Source organism: Curtobacterium sp. MCLR17_051 (genome assembly GCF_003234395.1).
GTDB lineage: Bacteria > Actinomycetota > Actinomycetes > Actinomycetales > Microbacteriaceae > Curtobacterium > Curtobacterium flaccumfaciens.
The window spans coordinates 47,946-65,426 of record NZ_QKTA01000001.1; the positions used below are offsets into that span (position 1 = coordinate 47,946).

Consider the following 17,481-nt stretch of genomic DNA (forward strand, 5'->3'; position numbering starts at 1 on the left):
CACACGACGGCAACACGCTCCTTGTGAGGAGCCCTCGCTCCCCTACCCCCTGTGGAGGAACAGCAAAACACCGGTGTTCGCGCTCTGCACCGCGTTGTGCGGGTGTTCAGAGCGCGAACACCGGTGTTTTGCGGACCGCGCCCTACGACACCAAGGGGCGCACCGAGTCGGCGAGGGCGTCGACCAGGCGCTGGGCCTCGGCGGGGGTATCCGCGACGGTGTCGATGTAGACCTTCACCTTGGGCTCGGTCCCGCTCGGGCGGACGATCACCCGGGCGTCGCCGGACAGGTCGTAGCGCAGGATGTCCGAGGGCGGAAAGCCCGCCACCCCGTCGGCGTAGTCCGTCACCGTGTGCACGTCGAGCCCGCCGAGCGTCGACGGCGGCGTGGACCGGAGCGACGCCATGATCTCGCCGATGCGCGACAGGTCGTCGACGCGGGTCGCCACCTGGCCTGACGCGAACGCACCGAACTCGGCGGCGAAGGCCTCGAGGTGGTCGGCGATGGTCGAGCCCGATGCGGCGAGCTCGTCGGCGAGGGACAGCAGTTCGAGCGCAGCCGAGATGCCGTCCTTATCGCGGACGACCGACGGGTCGACCAGGTAGCCCAGGGCCTCTTCGTAGCCGAACAGCAGCTCGGGCACCCGCGAGACCCACTTGAAGCCGGTCAGGGTGTCGCGGTACTCCAGCCCGTGGCGCGCAGCCACCCGGGCCAACGCCGGCGACGAGACGATCGACGCGGCGAGCGTGCCGGTCGCGCCCGACTCGGACGCCCGTGCAGCGGCACGCCACCCGAGCAGCCAGCCGACCTCGTTGCCTGACAGCCGACGGTACGACGGCGCACCGGCGTCCGAGGCCGTCGGGATCGCGAGTGCGAGCCGGTCGGCGTCGGGGTCGTTCGCGATCACCAGGTCGGCGCCGACGGCGAGACCACGGGCGATCGCCAGGTCCATCGCGCCGGGCTCTTCGGGGTTCGGGAACGAGACCGTCGGGAATGCACCGTCCGGATCGATCTGCTCCGGCACCACCGTCGGTGACGCGAATCCGGCGGCGGCGAACACCGCGCGAGCGGTCTCCCACCCGACGCCGTGCATGGCCGTGTAGACGACCTTCGGCTGCTCCTCGACCCCGAGTGCCGGAGCGGGCACGATCGCGGCCGTGGCAGCCACGTAGGCGTCGACGAGGGCCGACGTCGCAACGGTGTAGTCCGTGCCGCGCGGCAGGTCCGTGACGGACCCTGCGGCGACGGCGTCGATCGCGTCCGCGATCTCGCCGTCGACGGGCGGCACGATCTGCGAGCCGCCGTCGTGCTGACCGAGGTAGACCTTGTACCCGTTGTCCCGCGGCGGGTTGTGGCTCGCGGTGACCATGACGCCCGCGCCGACGTCGAGGTGCCGGACGGCGAATGCGAGCACCGGCGTCGGCAGGGCCGAGGGCAGCAGGGTGACCTCGAGCCCGAGGCCGCGCATGACCTCGGCCGAGTCACGTGCGAAGACGTCCGAGTTCACCCGGCCGTCGTACCCGATCACGACGCTGCGCGAGCGCCCGGTGCCGATGAGGAACCGTGCGAGCCCCGCAGCGGCCTGGGTCACGACGACCCGGTTCATGCGCAGCGGGCCCCAGCCGAGCTCCGCGCGGAGTCCGGCGGTGCCGAACTGCAGCCGGCCGTCGAACCGCTCGGCGAGCGCCCGGACAGCGGGACCGTCACCGTCGGCGGCCGCGTCGATCGCCGCGGCCAGCTCGTCGCGGGTCTCCGGGTCGGGGTCCTGCGCCAGCCACGCCCGCGCGGTGCCGAGCACCTGGTCGAGGTCGAGCTTCACGAGGCCGGCTGCCCGAGTGCGGCGACCACGCGTGCGAGCAGGTCGGCGATCACCGGCTCGGCCTGCTTGCCGGCCTCGAGCACCTCGGTGTGCGACAGGGGGGTCTTCTGGATGCCCGCGGCGAGGTTCGTGATGAGCGAGAACCCGAGGACCTCCATGCCGGCCTGACGGGCCGCGATGGCCTCGAGCGCGGTGGACATGCCGACGATGTGCCCGCCGATGGTCTTCGCCATCTGGACCTCGGCCGGGGTCTCGTAGTGCGGGCCGCGGAACTGCGTGTACACGCCCTCGTCGAGCGACGGGTCGACCGTCCGGGCCAGCTCGCGCAGCCGCGCCGAGTACAGGTCGGTGAGGTCGATGAACGTCGCGCCCTCGAGCGGGCTGTCCGCGGTCAGGTTGATGTGGTCGCTGATGAGCACCGGGGTGCCCGGGGTCCAGTGCTCCTTGATGCCGCCGGCGCCGTTGGTCAGCACCATGATCGAAGCACCGGTCGCCGCCGCGGTGCGGACGCTGTGCACGACCCGACGGACCCCGTGGCCCTCGTAGTAGTGGGTGCGGGCACCGATGACGAGCGCGTGGCGGCCGTCGGCGAGGCGGATCGACCGGATCGTGCCGGAGTGGCCGGGGACGGCCGAGGCGCTGAACCCGGGGACCTGCTCGGCCGGGATCTCGGACACGGTCTCACCGATGATGTCGGCGGCCTTGCCCCAGCCCGACCCGAGGGTCAGGGCGATGTCGTGCCGCTCGATGCCGGACTGTTCGGCGATGGCGGCGGCGGCGGCCCGCGCGACCTCGAACGGGTCGGCAGCGGGGTCGTTCAGCGGGTTCTCGGTGCTCATGCCCCAACTCTAAAGGGCGGACGCCCGCCGCAGCAGCCGCCGCAGCGGCCGCCACCGCACCCGCCTCAGTGCTCGCCGAGCGCCCGGTCCACAGCCGCCGTGATCTCACCCTGATCGAAGTGGTTCGCGATGACGATGACCTCGGCGTAGGTGTCACCGATCGCCTCGACGAACTCCTGACTCGTCAGGATCACGTTGGCGTCGTCGGAGACGTCCCGCACGGACGCGACGTCCGCTGCGACGACCGACGCCGACAGCCCGAGGGCGTCGAGCGCCTTCTCGGCGTTCACCTTGAGGATGCCGCTCGAGCCGATGCCGGCGCCGCAGATCGTCACGATCTTCACGCGGAGACCCCCATGATCGCGCGGACCTCGTCCGCCGTGGTCGCCGCCGCGATCCGTCCGGTGACGGTGGCGTCGTTGAACAGGTTCGCGATCTCGCCGATCGACTCCAGGTGGGTGCCGACCTCGGCCACCGCGAGCCCGAGCACCACACGGACGGGGTCGTTGTGCGGGTGGCCGAACGCCACCGGCGTCGCGAGCGTCACGATCGCGAGTCCGTCCCGCACGACGGCGCCACCCGGCCGGGCGTGCGCGAACGCGAGCCCCGGCGAGATGACGATGTACGGCCCGTGCTCCTCGACCATGCCGATCATGGCGTCGGTGTACTCGTCGGTGGTGGAGCCCGAGGCGACGAGCGCACCGCCGACCAGGCGCATCGCGTCACGCCACGCGGGCGCGTCCGCACCGAGGAGGACGGCGGTGTCCGGCAGCGGTGGCAGTCCCATGCGTCAGGCCTCCTGGTACCCGGCCGTGATGGTGGCGATGATCTCCTCGCGGTCCTCGAGCGGCAGGAACGACCCGAGCGCGGCGTTGATCTGGAACGCGGCCAGGTCGTCGAGGTCGTACCCGAACGTGCCGGCGAGCAGTGCGAGCTCCTTCGACAGCGAGGTCCCGCTCATCAGGCGGTTGTCGGTGTTCACCGTGACCCGGAAGCCGAGCTGGTAGAGCACGTCGAACGGGTGGTCGGCGAGGTCGTCGCCCCACGCGGCGATCGCCCCGGTCTGCAGGTTGGACGACGGCGAGACCTCGAGCGGGATCTCGCGGTCACGGACCCACGAGGCGACCTCGCCCAGGGAGGCCAGCGTCGAGCCGTCCCCGGCGTCGGACAGGGCGACGTCCTCGAAGATGCGGACGCCGTGCCCGAGGCGGAGCGCCCGGCCGTCGACCAGGGCGGAGCGGATGGACGCGAGCCCGTCGGCCTCGCCCGCGTGCACGGTGACGGGGAACAGTTCGGACGCCAGGTAGTCGAAGGCGGCGCGGTGGTTCGAGGCGGGGAACCCGGCTTCGGCACCGGCGATGTCGAAGCCGACGACCCCGGCGTCGCGGTGGCGGACGGCGAGCTCGGCGATCTCGAGCGACCGGTCGGCGTGCCGCATCGCGGTGACGAGCTGGCCGACGCGGATGCGCCCACCGGCGGCGTCGACGGCTTCCTCGATGCCGGCCTGCACTGCCTCGACCGTCTGGTCGAGGGTCAGCCCGCCCTGCAGGTGCTGCTCCGGCGCCCAGCGGACCTCGCCGTAGACGACGCCGTCGGCGACCAGGTCCTCGACGAACTCGCGGGCGATCCGGGTGAGCTGCGGTGCGGTCTGCATCACCGACGTGGTGACGTCGAACGTCTTCAGGTACTCGACCAGGGAGCCGGAGTTCGACTGGTCGGCGAACCACTGCCCGAGCTCGGCCGGGTCGGTGGTGGGGAGCGACACACCCGCCGACGCTGCGAGCTCGATGATGGTCGCGGGACGCAGGCCGCCGTCGAGGTGGTCGTGCAGCGAGACCTTCGGCAGGTCGTTGATGACCGCCCCGGCGTCGGGCAGGCGGTAGGTCGGGGCGTCGGCGCTCATGCCCCCAGGCTATCGGTGGTCACCGCCGCCGCGCAGGCACCTGTGCACAACCCACGACGGAAGACACTGGAGGCTCCCCACAGGTGTGCAGGGAGCCTCCGGTCGGTCGGGTGGCCCGGTTCAGGACCCGATGCGCTCGCGCACGATCGGCCCGCGTGCCGCGGCAGCGGAGCCCTCCGGGCCGATGGTCCACGCGCCCTCGAGCGACTCCAGCGCACGCGGGATCCGCGACGCGTCGTCGGAGTGCAGCGTCCAGAGCGGCTGGCCCTCGGTCACGGTGTCCCCCGGCTTGACGTGGAGCTCGATGCCCGCACCGGCCTGCACCGGGTCCTGCGCGCGGGCACGACCGGCCCCGAGCCGCCAGGCCGAGACGCCGAACGGCAGCGCGTCCTGCTGCGTGAGGACCCCCGACGTCGGAGCGGTGACGACGTGCTGTTCGCGGGCCACGGGCAACGCGGCGGACGGGTCCCCGCCCTGCGCCTCGATCATCCGACGCCAGGTGTCCATGGCGCGGCCGTCCGCGAGCGCCGCGGCCGGGTCGGCGTCGGGCAGTCCCGCCAGGGTGAGCATCTCGGTCGCGAGCGCAACCGTCAGCTCGACGACGTCGGCGGGGCCGCCGCCGGCGAGCACCTCGACCGACTCCCGCACCTCGAGCGCGTTGCCGATCGTCAGCCCCAGCGGGACCTCCATGTCGGTCAGCAGCGCCGAGGTCGCGACCCCGGCGTCGTTGCCGAGGTCGACCATGGTCTGCGCGAGCTCCCGGGACGCCTCGTAGGTCGGCATGAACGCGCCGGACCCGAACTTGACGTCGAGCACGAGCGCCCCGGTGCCCTCGGCGATCTTCTTCGACATGATGCTCGACGCGATGAGCGGGATGCACTCGACCGTGCCGGTGATGTCGCGGAGCGCGTAGAGCTTCTTGTCCGCTGGTGCCAGGCCGGACCCGGCAGCGCAGATGACCGCGCCGACGTCCTGCAGCACCTGCATCATGCGGTCGTTCGAGATGGACGCCTGCCACCCGGGGATCGACTCGAGCTTGTCGAGCGTGCCGCCGGTGTGCCCGAGTCCGCGACCGGACAGCTGCGGCACGGCGACGCCGAACGACGCCACCAGGGGTGCGAGCGGCAGCGTGATCTTGTCGCCGACGCCACCGGTGGAGTGCTTGTCGACCGTCGTCTTGCCGAGCGACGAGAACGACATCCGCTCCCCCGACGCGATCATCGCGAGCGTGAGGTCCTTGATCTCACGCCGCTCCATCCCGTTCAGGAAGATCGCCATCGCCATCGCGGCCATCTGCGGGTCCTCGACGTAGCCGCGGGTGTAGGCGTCGACGAGCCAGTCCACCTCGGCGGTGCTCAGGGCCCTGCCGGAGCGCTTCGTGCGGATGAGGTCGACGGTGTCGAACGGCTCGACGGCCATGTGGATCAGTGCTCCTGCTGGTAGGTGGCGAGGGTCCGCGGCCCGAAGGCGTCCGGCAGGACCTCGTCGATGGTGCGGATGCCGGAGAGCGTCTCGAGGAGCATGCCCTCGGTCGAGTGCTCGAACAGCAGCTGGCGGCAGCGGCCGCACGGCATCAGGGTCGCCCCGTCGCCGTCGACGCACGTGAACGCGACGAGCTTGCCGCCGCCGGTCATGTGCAGCTGCGACACGAGGGAGCACTCCGCGCAGAGCGTCACCCCGTAGCTCGCGTTCTCGATGTTGCAGCCGGAGACGATCCGGCCGTCGTCGGTGAGCGCCGCGGCGCCCACCGGGAACGACGAGTACGGCGCGTAGGCGCGCCGCATCGCGGCCGTGGCGGCGTCCCGCAGGGCGCCCCAGTCCACGTCGTCGACCGGGAGGCCCGTGGCGGCGTCCGCCGGGTCGGTGGCGGTGACCGCCTGGTCACCTGGTTGCTGCGTGTCGGTCATGTGTCGTGCCTCCAGGCCGTCAGCTCTTGATGTAGGGCTTGCCGGACGCGGCGGGGCCGCGCGACTGCCCGACCAGGCCGGCCACGGCGAAGATCGTCACCACGTACGGCAGCATCAGCAGGAACTCGCTCGGCACGGGCGAGCCGACCGCGCTGAGCGTGTTCTGCAGGTTCGACGCGAAGCCGAACAGCAGGGCGGCGAGCGTGGCCTTGATCGGGTCCCAGCGGCCGAAGATGACGGCGGCCAGGGCGATGTAGCCCGCGCCCGCGGTCATGTCCTTCGTGAACCCGCCGGTGGCGTCGAGCGTGAAGTACGCACCGCCGAGGCCCGCGATCGCACCGGCGAGGGAGACGTTCCAGAACCGGGTGCTCGTGACGTTGATGCCCACCGTGTCGGCGGCCTGCGGGTGCTCGCCGACGGCGCGGAGTCGCAGACCCCAACGGGTCTTGAACAGGCCGAAGGTGACGACCGCGACGGCGACGTAGGCCAGGTAGACGACGACCGACTGCTCGAAGAAGATCGGTCCGATGATCGGGATCTGGTGGAGCACCGGGACCTCGAACTTCGGGAACCGGATGCCGATGTTGAGCGTCTGCTGGTTCGGGGACAGCACCTGCGAGTACAGGAAGCCGGTCAGGCCCGAGATGAAGGCGTTGATGACGACACCGACGATGACCTGGTCGACCAGGTACTTGATGCTGAACGCCGCGAGGACGAACGACACGAGCACACCCGCGACGAGGGCACCGACGAGGCCGACCCAGGGCGACCCGGTGAGCGAGGCGATGAGCGCCGAGGTGAACGCACCGGCGAGGAACTGACCCTCGATCGCGATGTTCACCACGCCGACCCGCTCCGAGATGACGCCGCCGAGGGCACCGAACACGAGCGGGACGCTCAGGCTCAGCGCGCCGAGCAGCAGGCCGGGGATCGGCAGGGACGAACCGGCCGCGGCCCAGGTCAGGAACCCGATGACGAAGACGACCGCGAACACCGACGTGACCCACAGCGGGACCCGGCGGAGTGCTCGCGTCTCGATGAACGCGTACACGGTCAGGATCGCGAGCAGGGCGATGACGACGATGCCCGTCCCGAGCGCGGGCAGCGGGACGTTCGGCAGCGCGAAGAAGTCACCGGCGTTCGCGAGGCGGAACGTGGTGGTGCCGGAGCGCGGCAGCAGGCCGAACAGCACGATCGCGATGAGCGTGAACACGCCGTACCCGATCGGGAGCTTCCAGCTCCTGGTGGTCTCGACCGGACGGTCCGCGAGCGGCGACGCGGGGGCCGCGGTGGGGCTGATGGTGCTCATGCGGCGACCGCCTTCTTGCTGTTCTTGCTCGTCTTCGTGCGCTTGCGTGCACCCGGCTGCGGGATCCGGAAGATCGCGCGGACGAGCGGCGGCGCCGCGATGAAGAGGACGATGAGGGCCTGGATGACGCCGACGATGTCGATCGGGATGCCGTTGGCGGCCTGCATGGCGTAGCCACCGTTCTTCAGGACGCCGAACAGGATCGCCGCCCAGAACACGCCCCACGGCTTCGAACGGCCGAGCAGTGCCACGGTGATGGCGTCGAAGCCGATGCCGGCGTCGATGCCCGAGGTGAAGCCCGTGGTGACGGCGCCCTGCACCTGGTAGGCGCCGGCGATGCCGACCAGGGCACCGGAGATGACCATGACCCAGATGGTCAGCGCCGGGACGCTCATGCCGGCCACACGGGCGGCACGGGGGTTCTCACCGATGGTGCGGAACCGGAAGCCGAGCGACGACTTGTTGACGAGCCACCAGACGACGACGACCGCGATGATCGCGACGATGAACCCGAGGTCCACGCCGTACCGCACACCGAAGAGCTGCGGCAGGAGCGCGCTGTCCTTCGTGGCGGGCGAGATCGGGTTGCTGCTGCCCGGGGCCTGCAGCAGGCCCGGGGTGCGGAGCAGGTAGCTGACCAGGTAGAGCGCGACGTAGTTGAGCATGATCGTGACGACCACCTCGTTCGCACCCGTCCGGGCCTTGAGCACCCCGACGATGCCGCCCCAGACCGCGCCGCCGACGATGCCGGCGAGGATCGTGAGCGGGATGTGGATCGCGGCGGGGCCGTCGAACGAGAACCCGACCCAGCCGGCGGCAGCGGCGCCCATCAGGATCTGGCCCTGGCCGCCGATGTTGAACAGCCCGGCGCGGAACGACAGCGCGATCCCGAGTCCGGCGGCGATGAGCGGCACCGAGTAGTCGACGGAGCGCGTGAGCGGCCCGATCGCCTGCTGGAACGAGTCCGCGCCGAAGTTGAACACCGAGCCCTGGAACAGCGAGGCGTAGGCGCCGCCGACCGCGGTGCCGATCGCCTGGAGCATGTCGGTGGGGCGGGCGAAGAAGTAGCCGGCCGTGGCACGGACGTTCTCGTCCGTCACCGCGATGAGGATGCCGCACGCGACCAGCGCGAGGACGACGGCGAGGACCGTGACGAGCACGGAGCCGTTCAGGATCCCCTGCAGGGCGGCCTGCCAGCGGTCACCACCGGCGCCGTTGCGGCGCTCGGTGTCCTCCGCCGAGTCCGTCATCAGGTGCGGGGTCGACTCGACCTCCTGCAGACGGTCGTCGGTGAGCGGGGCGTCCGCGGTGCCGTGCGCTGCCGGGGTCGGCTGCTGCGTGTTGTCTGGTTCCTGCGCGGTCACGCGGCCAGCTCCGTTCCTTCGGGGATCTCCCCGGCCATCATGAGGCCGAGGACGTCGCGGGGGGTGGTCGCGGGGACGATGCCGACGATGCCGCCGCGGTACATCACGGCGATCCGGTCGGCCAGGGCCACGACCTCGTCGAGCTCGGTGGAGACAACGATGACCGGGACACCGGTGTCGCGGGTGGCGACGATGCGCTTGTGGACGAACTCGATCGAGCCGACGTCGATGCCACGGGTGGGCTGCGCGGCGACGAACAGCCGCAGCTCACGGCTCAGTTCGCGCGCCAGGACGATCTTCTGCTGGTTGCCACCGGAGAGCCGACCGGCCGCGGTGGTGCGACCCGGCGTCCGGATGTCGAACTCGGCGATCTTCTCGTCGGCGAAGGCGTCGCGCTCGGCCGAGCGGATCGTGCCGGCGCGGACGAACTCGGCGTGGTCGGCCCGGTCGAGCATCAGGTTCTCGGCGATCGTGAACTCGCCGACCAGGCCGTCCTCCTTGCGGTCCTCGGGGACGAAGCCGACGCCGGCGTCGAGCACCTGCTTGACGCTCCGCCCGGTGAGTTCCTTGCCGTCGAGGGTGATGCGGCCGGCGTGGGCGGGCTCGAGGCCGATGATCGCCTCGGTGAGCTCGGTCTGCCCGTTGCCCTGCACCCCGGCGATCGCCAGGACCTCGCCGCGGCGCACCGTGAAGGAGACGTCGTCGACGAGCACGATGCCGGACGGGTCGGTCACGGTCAGGTTCTCGACGACCAGGGCGTCCGCGCCACCGGTCGCGGGAGCCTTGTCGACCACGAGCGAGACGGCACGGCCGACCATCAGCGCGGCCAACTCGTTGTTCGTGGCGGTCGGCGATGCCTCGCCGACGACCTTGCCGAGGCGGATCACCGTGATACGGTCGGCGACCTCGCGCACCTCGCGGAGCTTGTGGGTGATGAAGACGATCGCGGTGCCGGCTTCGCGGAGCTGGCGCATGATGCCCATCAGCTCGTCGGTCTCCTGCGGGGTGAGGACGGCCGTCGGCTCGTCGAACACCAGCACGGAGGCGTCGCGGGACAGCGCCTTGATGATCTCGACGCGCTGCTGCACACCGACGGGCAGGTCCTCGACCTTGGCGTCGGGGTCGACGTCGAACCCGAAGCGGTCGGAGATCTCCTGCACGCGCTTGCGGGCACCGGCCAGGTCGAGCCGCCCGCCGAAGGTGGTCTGCTCCTGCCCCAGCATGACGTTCTCGGCGACGGTGAACACGGGCACGAGCATGAAGTGCTGGTGCACCATGCCGATGCCGGCGCGCATGGCGTCACCGGGGCCGTCGAAGTCCTGCACCACGTCGTCGAGCAGGATCTCGCCCTCGTCGGCGTCGTACAGGCCGTACAGGACGTTCATCAGGGTGGACTTGCCGGCGCCGTTCTCACCCAGGAGGCAGTGGACCTCACCCGGCTCGACGGTGAGCGAGATGTGGTCGTTGGCGACCAGGGCGCCGAACCGCTTGGTGATGCCGCGGAGTTCGAGCTTCATGTTCGGGAGTCTATTTCTGTCTCGCGCGCGCCACGCGGGCGCACGGTGTCGCGTGCAGCCCGCGGATGCACGATGTGGTGTGCGCCGCCGGGCGCACGATGTGGTGTGCGCGCCGGGCGCACGATGGGGTGTGCGCCACCCGGGCGCACGAGAACGCGGGCGAGGGATGCTCCCCCGCCCGCGTTCATCGGGTCAGGACTGGGTCTTGACCTTGATCGAGCCGTCGATGATGCCGGCCTTCACGTCGTCGAGCTCGCCCTGCAGGCCCTTGTCGACCTTGGACTCGAAGTCGTGGAACGGCGCGATGCCGACGCCGTCGTTCTCGAGGGTGCCCACGTACGGGTCCTTCGAGAACTTGTCGTCAGCCGCCTGCTCGACGACGTCCTTCACGGCCGGGCGCATGCCCTTCTCGACCGAGGTGAAGGCGATGTCCTTGTAGCGGGGGTCGGCCTCGTAGAGGTCGCTGTCCGCACCGATCAGGACGGAGCCGTTGTCGGCGTCCTTGATGGCCTCGGCAGCGGACTGGTAGATCGGGCCACCGACGGGCAGGATCACGTCGGCGTCCTGGTCGAGGAGCGTCTGCGCGACCGACTTGGCCTGCGTGCCGGCCTCGAAGCCACCGGTGAAGGAGCCCTTGCCGGTGTCGACGTTCCAGCCGACGACCTTGACGTCCTTGTCCTTCTGCTCGTTGTAGTACTTCACGCCGTCCGCGAAGCCGTCCATGAAGATGGTGACGGTCGGGATCTGCATGCCACCGAAGGTGCCGACGACGCCGGTCTTCGAGTAGGACGCCGCCGCGTAGCCGGCGAGGAACGCCGCCTGCGAGGTGTCGAACGTGATCGGCTTGACGTTCTTCGCGTCGATCGAGTTGTCGTCGATGATCGCGAAGTCGGTGTCGGGGTTCGCCGCGGCCTGCTTCTTCGTGGCGTCGGCCAGGTTGAAGCCGACGGTCACGACGAGGTTGCAGTTCTGGCCGATGAGCTGCTCGATGTTCGAGTCGTAGACGGTGGCGTCCTTCGACTCGGCCTCCTTGTAGGTGGCACCGAGGTCCTTGGCTGCGTCCTTCATGCCCTCGTAGCCGAGCTGGTTGAACGACTTGTCGTCGAACCCACCGGCGTCGGAGACCATGCAGGGGCGGAAGTCGGTCTTCTTCGCCGAGTCGGTGGTGGACGGCGCCGAGGCGCAGCCGGCCAGGACGGCGACGGTGCCGGCGAGCGCGAGGCCGCTGAGGACGACCTGTCGGGTACGAGATGTCACGGGTTGGTTCCTCCGGGGAGCGTGCCCGGACCACGTGCGTTCCGGGCGATCGTGGCGACAGTACACGACCGTCGGGTCGGTACAGGACCCGTTGCGGGGGTCCTGCGGATCGGTTACGGGATCGCGACCCCGCCGAAACGCGCCCGTAACGCGGGGCCATTCATTCACCCCCAGTTCGAGGGGTTTGTCGATGGAGCGCTACAGGACGTCGTCGCGGCCGCTGATCTTCAGGGCATCCACGACGCCCTTGACCCGCTGTGCGTTCGCGCTCGTGGTGACGAGCAGCGCGTCCGGGGTGTCCACGACGACGATGTCCTCGACGCCGATGAGCGAGATAAGCCGCTGGCTGTGCGAGATCACGATGCCGCTCGACGAGTCCGCCAGGATGCGGGCACCGTCCCCGAGCACGGCGAGGTTGTTCGGCCGGCCGCCGGACTGCAGCTTGGCGAGCGAGGCGAAGTCGCCCACGTCGTCCCAGTCGAAGTCACCGGGGACGACCGCCATGCGTCCGGCGGCGGCGGCGGGCTCGGCGACCGTGTAGTCGATCGCGATCTTCTCGAGCATCGGCCAGACGGCGTCGACGACGGCGCCGCGCGCCGAGGTGTCCCAGGCGTCGGCGAGTTCGTTGATGCCCGCCAGCAGCTCGGGCTTCGTCCGGCCGATCTCGGCGAGCAGCACGTCGGCGCGCGCGATGAACATGCCGGCGTTCCAGAGGTAGTTGCCCTGCTCGACGTACGAGCGGGCGGTGTCGAGGTCCGGCTTCTCGACGAAGGACTTCACCGCGTGTGCGGTCGGGGCACCCTCGATGTCGAGCGCGGCGGTGTCGGCGTTGATGTAGCCGAAGCCGATCGCGGGTTCCGTCGGGGTGATGCCGATGGTGGTGACGTAGCCGGCGCGGGCGACGGCGACGGCTTCGCGCACCGAACGACGGAACCCGCGGGCGTCACCGATGACGTGGTCGGCGGCGAACGAGCCGATGACGACGTCGGGCTCGCGGCGCACCAGGATCGCCGCGGCCAGGCCGATGGCCGCCGTGGAGTCCTTCGGTTCGCTCTCGAGCACCACGTTGTGGTCCTCGACGCCGGGCAGCTGCGACTCCACCGCGACCCGGTGCGCACGGCCGGTGACGACCATGATCCGCTGGTCGCCGGCGAGCGGCGCCAGGCGGTCCCAGGTCTGCCGCAGCAGCGAGGTGCCCGATCCCGTCAGGTCGTGCAGGAACTTGGGTGCGTCCGCGCGCGACAACGGCCACAGGCGCGATCCGATGCCCCCTGCGGGGATGATCGCGTAGAAGTCTTCGAGAGCGTCAGCCACGCGCTCACCGTACCGGTCCCACCGGGCGGATCCTGGGTGGTCTCCGCACGATTCCCGCATGCGGCCTCCCGCAGGGCTCCGTCCGGCGTCCGCACCGGAGGGCGTCGCGTTGTTCACCCGGCGCGCGCGTCCCGTTCACGTCGTCGGCCCCGCCGGGTCACGTCACGACCGGAGCATGGGCAGCACCATGAGCGCACGCAGCGTGGAGCGCGGCACGTCCCCCCGGACCGTCGCCGTCGTGACCGAGAGCTTCCTGCCCACCCTCAACGGCGTGACCACCAGTGTCCTGGCGGTCCTCGACCACCTGGAACGACGGGGTCACCGCGCGGTCGTGATCGCCCCGGACACCCCCGGCCTGGCGCAGTTCCGGTCGCGCAGCGCCGTCGAGCGCTACCGCTCCTTCGACGTCCACCGCATCCCCGCCGTCGCCTACCGCCAGTTCCCGGTGGCACTCCCCCACCCGGTGCTCGACACGATCCTCGCCGCCTCCGGCGCCGACGTGCTCCACGCCGCCAGTCCGTTCCTGCTGGGTGGGCGCGCGATCACGGCAGCCGGGAGGCTCGGCATCCCCTCCGTCGCCGTCTTCCAGACCGACGTGGCCGGGTTCGCCCGCCGCAACGGCCTGACCGCGACCGTCCCGTTGGTGCGGAAGATCCTCGGACGCATCCACGCCGGCGCCTCGCTGACGCTCGCCCCGTCGAGCGCGACGGCCGCGATGCTCGCCGAGGAGGGCGTGCCCCGCGTCGCCCGCTGGGGTCGCGGCGTCGACACCGAGCTGTTCCACCCCGCGCGCCGGTCGACCGGGCACGTGCGGGCACTCCGACGCCGCCTGGCACCGAACGGCGAGACCATCGTCGGGTACGTCGGACGCCTGGCCCCGGAGAAGGAGGTCGAGCGGCTCGCCGAACTCGGCGGCGTCCCCGGCATCCGGGTCGTCGTGGCCGGAGGGGGTCCGTCGCGGGCGATGCTCGAACGTCGTCTCCGGCACCTCGACGTCACCTTCACCGGCCCCCTGCGCGGCGACGCACTCGCCGACGCGTACGCGTCGCTCGACCTGTTCGTGCACACCGGTCCGGCCGAGACCTTCGGACAGACCCTGCAGGAGGCCCACGCCTCCGGCCTGCCGGTGATCGCACCGGCGTCCGGCGGCCCGCTCGACCTGGTCGCCCCGGGGCTCGACGGCGAGCTCTACGACGCCGATGCGCCGCAGGCCCTGCGGCACGCGGTCCTGCGGCTGCACCACGACCGCGCGCTGGCGGAGCGGATGGGTTCCGCCGGTCGGCTCCGGGTCGAGGGCACCACCTGGGAGGCCGTCGGCGACCAGCTCCTCGACCACCACGACACGGCCCGCACCATCGGCGCGCCGCCCGTCGGACGGGGCCTCCGGGCAGGTCGGGACGAGAAGGTCAGCGCCCGCGCATAGGATGGGTCGTGTTCCACACGAACACGAACGGCAAGGGCTCGCCGATCGGGCGAGCCCGTCCTATGGAAGGACGAGCTCATGGCTGAGCACACCGGCGGGGGTACGGCGACCGCGGTGCCCGACGTCTCGATCGAAGCCCCGCGGGCTTCTCGGACGCCACAGGGCACGCTCTACCGCGGTTCGATCGGGATGTGGTCGTGGGTCCTCCACCGCATCACCGGCGTCGCGATCTACTTCTTCCTGCTCGTGCACATCCTCGACACGGCGCTCGTGCGGCTCTCCCCAGAGGCGTACAACGCGGTCATCGGCACGTACAAGACCCCGATCATGAACCTCGGCGAGATCGCGCTCGTCATGGCCATCGTTTTCCACGCCTTCAATGGCCTGCGGATCATCCTGATCGACTTCTGGTCGAAGGGCCCGAAGTACCAGCGGGCCATGTTCTGGATCGTCATGGTCCTGTGGGCGGTGGCGATCGCGGGCTTCCTGCCCCGCCAGCTCATGAACCTCGTCGCGGACTTCAACTGAGGGGCACGAAGATGACCACGCAGATCGTCGAACCTCCCCGCTCGGCCGCAGCCGCCCGCAGCACCACCAACTGGGAGAAGTGGGGCTGGATCTACATGCGCGCCTCGGGCGTGCTGCTCGTCGTGCTGATCTTCGGCCACCTCTTCGTCAACATGGTGGCCGGCGAGGGCGTGAAGCAGATCGACTTCGCCTTCGTCGCCGGCAAGTGGGCCAACCCCTTCTGGAAGGTCTGGGACTCGCTCATGCTGGTCCTCGCCCTCATCCACGGCTCGAACGGCATGCGCACGATCGTCAACGACTACGTGTCGAAGCCGGGCATCCGGAAGACGCTCCTCGTCGCGATCCTGGCCGCCTGCGTCGTGCTGATCGTCCTCGGGCTCCTCGTCTGCTGGACCTTCGACCCGTGCCCCGCCGGCGCCGCTGCCGCCGACCTGCCGTCCTTCTGCCCGGCGCAGTAGCACCACCACCGTTGCTGCCCGCGTTCCCACCGTCTACGGAAAGACCCCTGTGACCGAGACCACCGTCCACCACCACCAGTTCGACATCGTCATCATCGGCGCCGGAGGCGCGGGCATGCGAGCCGCGATCGAAGCCGGCCCGAAGGCGAAGACGGCCGTCATCTCGAAGCTCTACCCCACCCGGTCGCACACCGGTGCGGCGCAGGGCGGGATGGCCGCGGCCCTCGCGAACGTCGAAGAGGACTCGTGGGAGTGGCACACCTTCGACACGATCAAGGGCGGCGACTACCTGGTCGACCAGGACGCCGCCGAGATCCTGGCGAAAGAGGCGATCGACGCCGTCATCGACCTCGAGAACATGGGCCTGCCGTTCAACCGCACGCCCGAGGGCAAGATCGACCAGCGTCGTTTCGGTGGGCACACCCGCGACCACGGCAAGTCCCCGGTCCGCCGGGCCTGCTACGCAGCAGACCGCACCGGGCACATGATCCTGCAGACGCTGTTCCAGAACTGCGTGAAGCTCGGCGTCGAGTTCTACAACGAGTTCTACGCGCTCGACCTCATCATGGTCGACGTCGTCGGTGACGATGGTGTCACCCGCCAGCAGCCGGCCGGCGTCGTCGCGTTCGAGCTCGCGACCGGTGAGCTGCACGTCTTCCACGCCAAGGCGATGATCTTCGCGACCGGCGGCTTCGGCAAGATGTACAAGACCACCTCGAACGCGCACACCCTGACCGGCGACGGCGTCGGCATCGTCTGGCGCAAGGGCCTGCCGCTCGAGGACATGGAGTTCTTCCAGTTCCACCCGACCGGGCTCGCCGGGCTCGGCATCCTGCTGACCGAGGGTGCCCGCGGCGAGGGTGCGATCCTCCGGAACGCCTCGGGTGAGCGCTTCATGGAGCGGTACGCCCCCACCATCAAGGACCTCGCACCGCGTGACATCGTCGCGCGCTGCATGGTGCAGGAAGTGGCCGAAGGTCGCGGCGCCGGACCGAACAAGGACTACGTGCTGCTCGACTGCACGCACCTGGGGGCCGAGGTCCTCGAGACGAAGCTGCCGGACATCACCGAGTTCGCCCGCACGTACCTCGGCGTCGACCCCGTCGTCGAGCCGGTGCCCGTCATGCCGACCGCGCACTACGCGATGGGCGGGATCCCGACGAACGTCAAGGCCGAGGTCCTGTACGACAACACCACCGTCGTCCCCGGCCTGTACGCCGCCGGCGAGTGCGCCTGCGTCTCCGTGCACGGCTCCAACCGACTCGGCACCAACTCGCTGCTCGACATCAACGTCTTCGGCAAGCGCTCGGGCAACAACGCCGCCGAGTGGGTCCAGACCGCCGAGTTCCTCCCCCTGCCGGAAGACCCGGCGGCCGGCGTCCGCGGCATGCTCGACCAGCTCCGTGCCTCGACCGGCACCGAGCGCGTCTCCGCCCTCCGCAAGGAACTGCAGGAGGAGATGGACAAGAACGCCCAGGTGTTCCGCACGGACGAGTCGCTCGCCCGCGTCACCGAGACGCTGCACACGCTCCGCAACCGCTTCATGCAGGTCTCCGTGCAGGACAAGGGCAAGCGGTTCAACACCGACCTGCTCGAGGCCGTCGAGCTCGGGTTCCTGCTCGACCTGGCCGAGGTCGTCGTCTACTCGGCGCGCAACCGCAAGGAGAGCCGCGGCGGCCACATGCGCGACGACTACCCGAAGCGCGACGACGAGAACTACATGCAGCACACCATGGCGTACCTGACGGGCGACCCGCACTCGTCACTCGCCGACGACCACATCACGCTCGACTGGAAGCCCGTCGTCATCACGCGGTACCAGCCGATGGAGAGGAAGTACTGA

At 70.4% G+C, this 17,481-nt stretch carries 16 protein-coding genes; 4 read left to right on the forward strand and 12 right to left on the reverse strand.

Annotation, left to right across the window (positions count from 1 at the left end):
* Window positions 1–142: 142 nt before the first annotated feature.
* The 12 genes from DEJ06_RS00220 to DEJ06_RS00275 all read right to left on the reverse strand — a co-directional run bounded on the left by DEJ06_RS00220 (window position 143) and on the right by DEJ06_RS00275 (window position 13,229).
* Complete coding sequence (locus tag DEJ06_RS00220) at window positions 143–1,819, reverse strand: phospho-sugar mutase (RefSeq protein ID WP_111038031.1); 1,677 nt, start codon at window positions 1,817–1,819, stop codon at window positions 143–145.
* Entirely contained in the window at window positions 1,816–2,658 is an 843-nt protein-coding gene (locus DEJ06_RS00225; protein WP_071244261.1) for a purine-nucleoside phosphorylase, read from the reverse strand. Before DEJ06_RS00225 ends, DEJ06_RS00220 begins: the two co-directional genes overlap by 4 nt.
* A gap of 65 nt (window positions 2,659–2,723) precedes the next feature.
* Window positions 2,724–3,002 carry a PTS sugar transporter subunit IIB gene (locus DEJ06_RS00230; RefSeq protein ID WP_027466460.1) on the reverse strand — a complete coding sequence of 93 codons (279 nt, stop codon included), beginning with the start codon at window positions 3,000–3,002 and terminating at the stop codon, window positions 2,724–2,726.
* A complete protein-coding gene (locus DEJ06_RS00235) occupies window positions 2,999–3,445 on the reverse strand; it encodes a PTS sugar transporter subunit IIA (protein WP_111038032.1) in 447 nt (148 codons plus the stop codon). The genes DEJ06_RS00230 and DEJ06_RS00235 overlap by 4 nt, the downstream gene beginning before the upstream one ends.
* Window positions 3,446–3,448: 3 nt before the next feature.
* Window positions 3,449–4,561 carry an adenosine deaminase gene (locus DEJ06_RS00240; RefSeq protein ID WP_111022313.1) on the reverse strand — a complete coding sequence of 371 codons (1,113 nt, stop codon included), beginning with the start codon at window positions 4,559–4,561 and terminating at the stop codon, window positions 3,449–3,451.
* A gap of 120 nt (window positions 4,562–4,681) precedes the next feature.
* Window positions 4,682–5,980 carry a thymidine phosphorylase gene (locus DEJ06_RS00245; RefSeq protein WP_111038033.1) on the reverse strand — a complete coding sequence of 433 codons (1,299 nt, stop codon included), beginning with the start codon at window positions 5,978–5,980 and terminating at the stop codon, window positions 4,682–4,684.
* A gap of 5 nt (window positions 5,981–5,985) precedes the next feature.
* Complete coding sequence (locus DEJ06_RS00250; RefSeq protein ID WP_111038034.1) at window positions 5,986–6,468, reverse strand: cytidine deaminase; 483 nt, start codon at window positions 6,466–6,468, stop codon at window positions 5,986–5,988.
* 19 nt (window positions 6,469–6,487) lie between these two features.
* Entirely contained in the window at window positions 6,488–7,777 is a 1,290-nt protein-coding gene (locus tag DEJ06_RS00255) for an ABC transporter permease (protein ID WP_111038035.1), read from the reverse strand.
* Complete coding sequence (locus tag DEJ06_RS00260) at window positions 7,774–9,141, reverse strand: ABC transporter permease (protein ID WP_181436754.1); 1,368 nt, start codon at window positions 9,139–9,141, stop codon at window positions 7,774–7,776. Before DEJ06_RS00260 ends, DEJ06_RS00255 begins: the two co-directional genes overlap by 4 nt.
* Window positions 9,138–10,658 carry an ABC transporter ATP-binding protein gene (locus tag DEJ06_RS00265; RefSeq protein WP_071406403.1) on the reverse strand — a complete coding sequence of 507 codons (1,521 nt, stop codon included), beginning with the start codon at window positions 10,656–10,658 and terminating at the stop codon, window positions 9,138–9,140. Before DEJ06_RS00265 ends, DEJ06_RS00260 begins: the two co-directional genes overlap by 4 nt.
* Window positions 10,659–10,850: 192 nt before the next feature.
* Window positions 10,851–11,915 (reverse strand): BMP family protein, encoded by a 1,065-nt coding sequence (locus DEJ06_RS00270; protein WP_027466452.1) that lies wholly within the window; start codon window positions 11,913–11,915, stop codon window positions 10,851–10,853.
* Window positions 11,916–12,113: 198 nt separating this feature from the next.
* Window positions 12,114–13,229, reverse strand: coding sequence for a mannose-1-phosphate guanylyltransferase (locus DEJ06_RS00275; RefSeq protein ID WP_111038036.1), 1,116 nt, complete (start codon window positions 13,227–13,229; stop codon window positions 12,114–12,116).
* 187 nt (window positions 13,230–13,416) lie between these two features.
* Here DEJ06_RS00275 and DEJ06_RS00280 point away from each other — a divergent pair, with 187 nt between their 5' ends.
* From DEJ06_RS00280 to sdhA, 4 genes are all read left to right on the forward strand, one after another.
* Complete coding sequence (locus DEJ06_RS00280; protein WP_228513213.1) at window positions 13,417–14,652, forward strand: glycosyltransferase family 1 protein; 1,236 nt, start codon at window positions 13,417–13,419, stop codon at window positions 14,650–14,652.
* Between the two features lie 78 nt (window positions 14,653–14,730).
* Window positions 14,731–15,180, forward strand: a complete 450-nt coding sequence (gene sdhC / locus DEJ06_RS00285; RefSeq protein WP_017888739.1) for a succinate dehydrogenase, cytochrome b556 subunit — start codon at window positions 14,731–14,733, stop codon at window positions 15,178–15,180.
* Window positions 15,181–15,191: 11 nt separating this feature from the next.
* Window positions 15,192–15,638 carry a succinate dehydrogenase, hydrophobic membrane anchor protein gene (sdhD, locus tag DEJ06_RS00290; RefSeq protein WP_071406401.1) on the forward strand — a complete coding sequence of 149 codons (447 nt, stop codon included), beginning with the start codon at window positions 15,192–15,194 and terminating at the stop codon, window positions 15,636–15,638.
* 49 nt (window positions 15,639–15,687) lie between these two features.
* Window positions 15,688–17,481, forward strand: coding sequence for a succinate dehydrogenase flavoprotein subunit (gene sdhA / locus DEJ06_RS00295; RefSeq protein WP_027466445.1), 1,794 nt, complete (start codon window positions 15,688–15,690; stop codon window positions 17,479–17,481).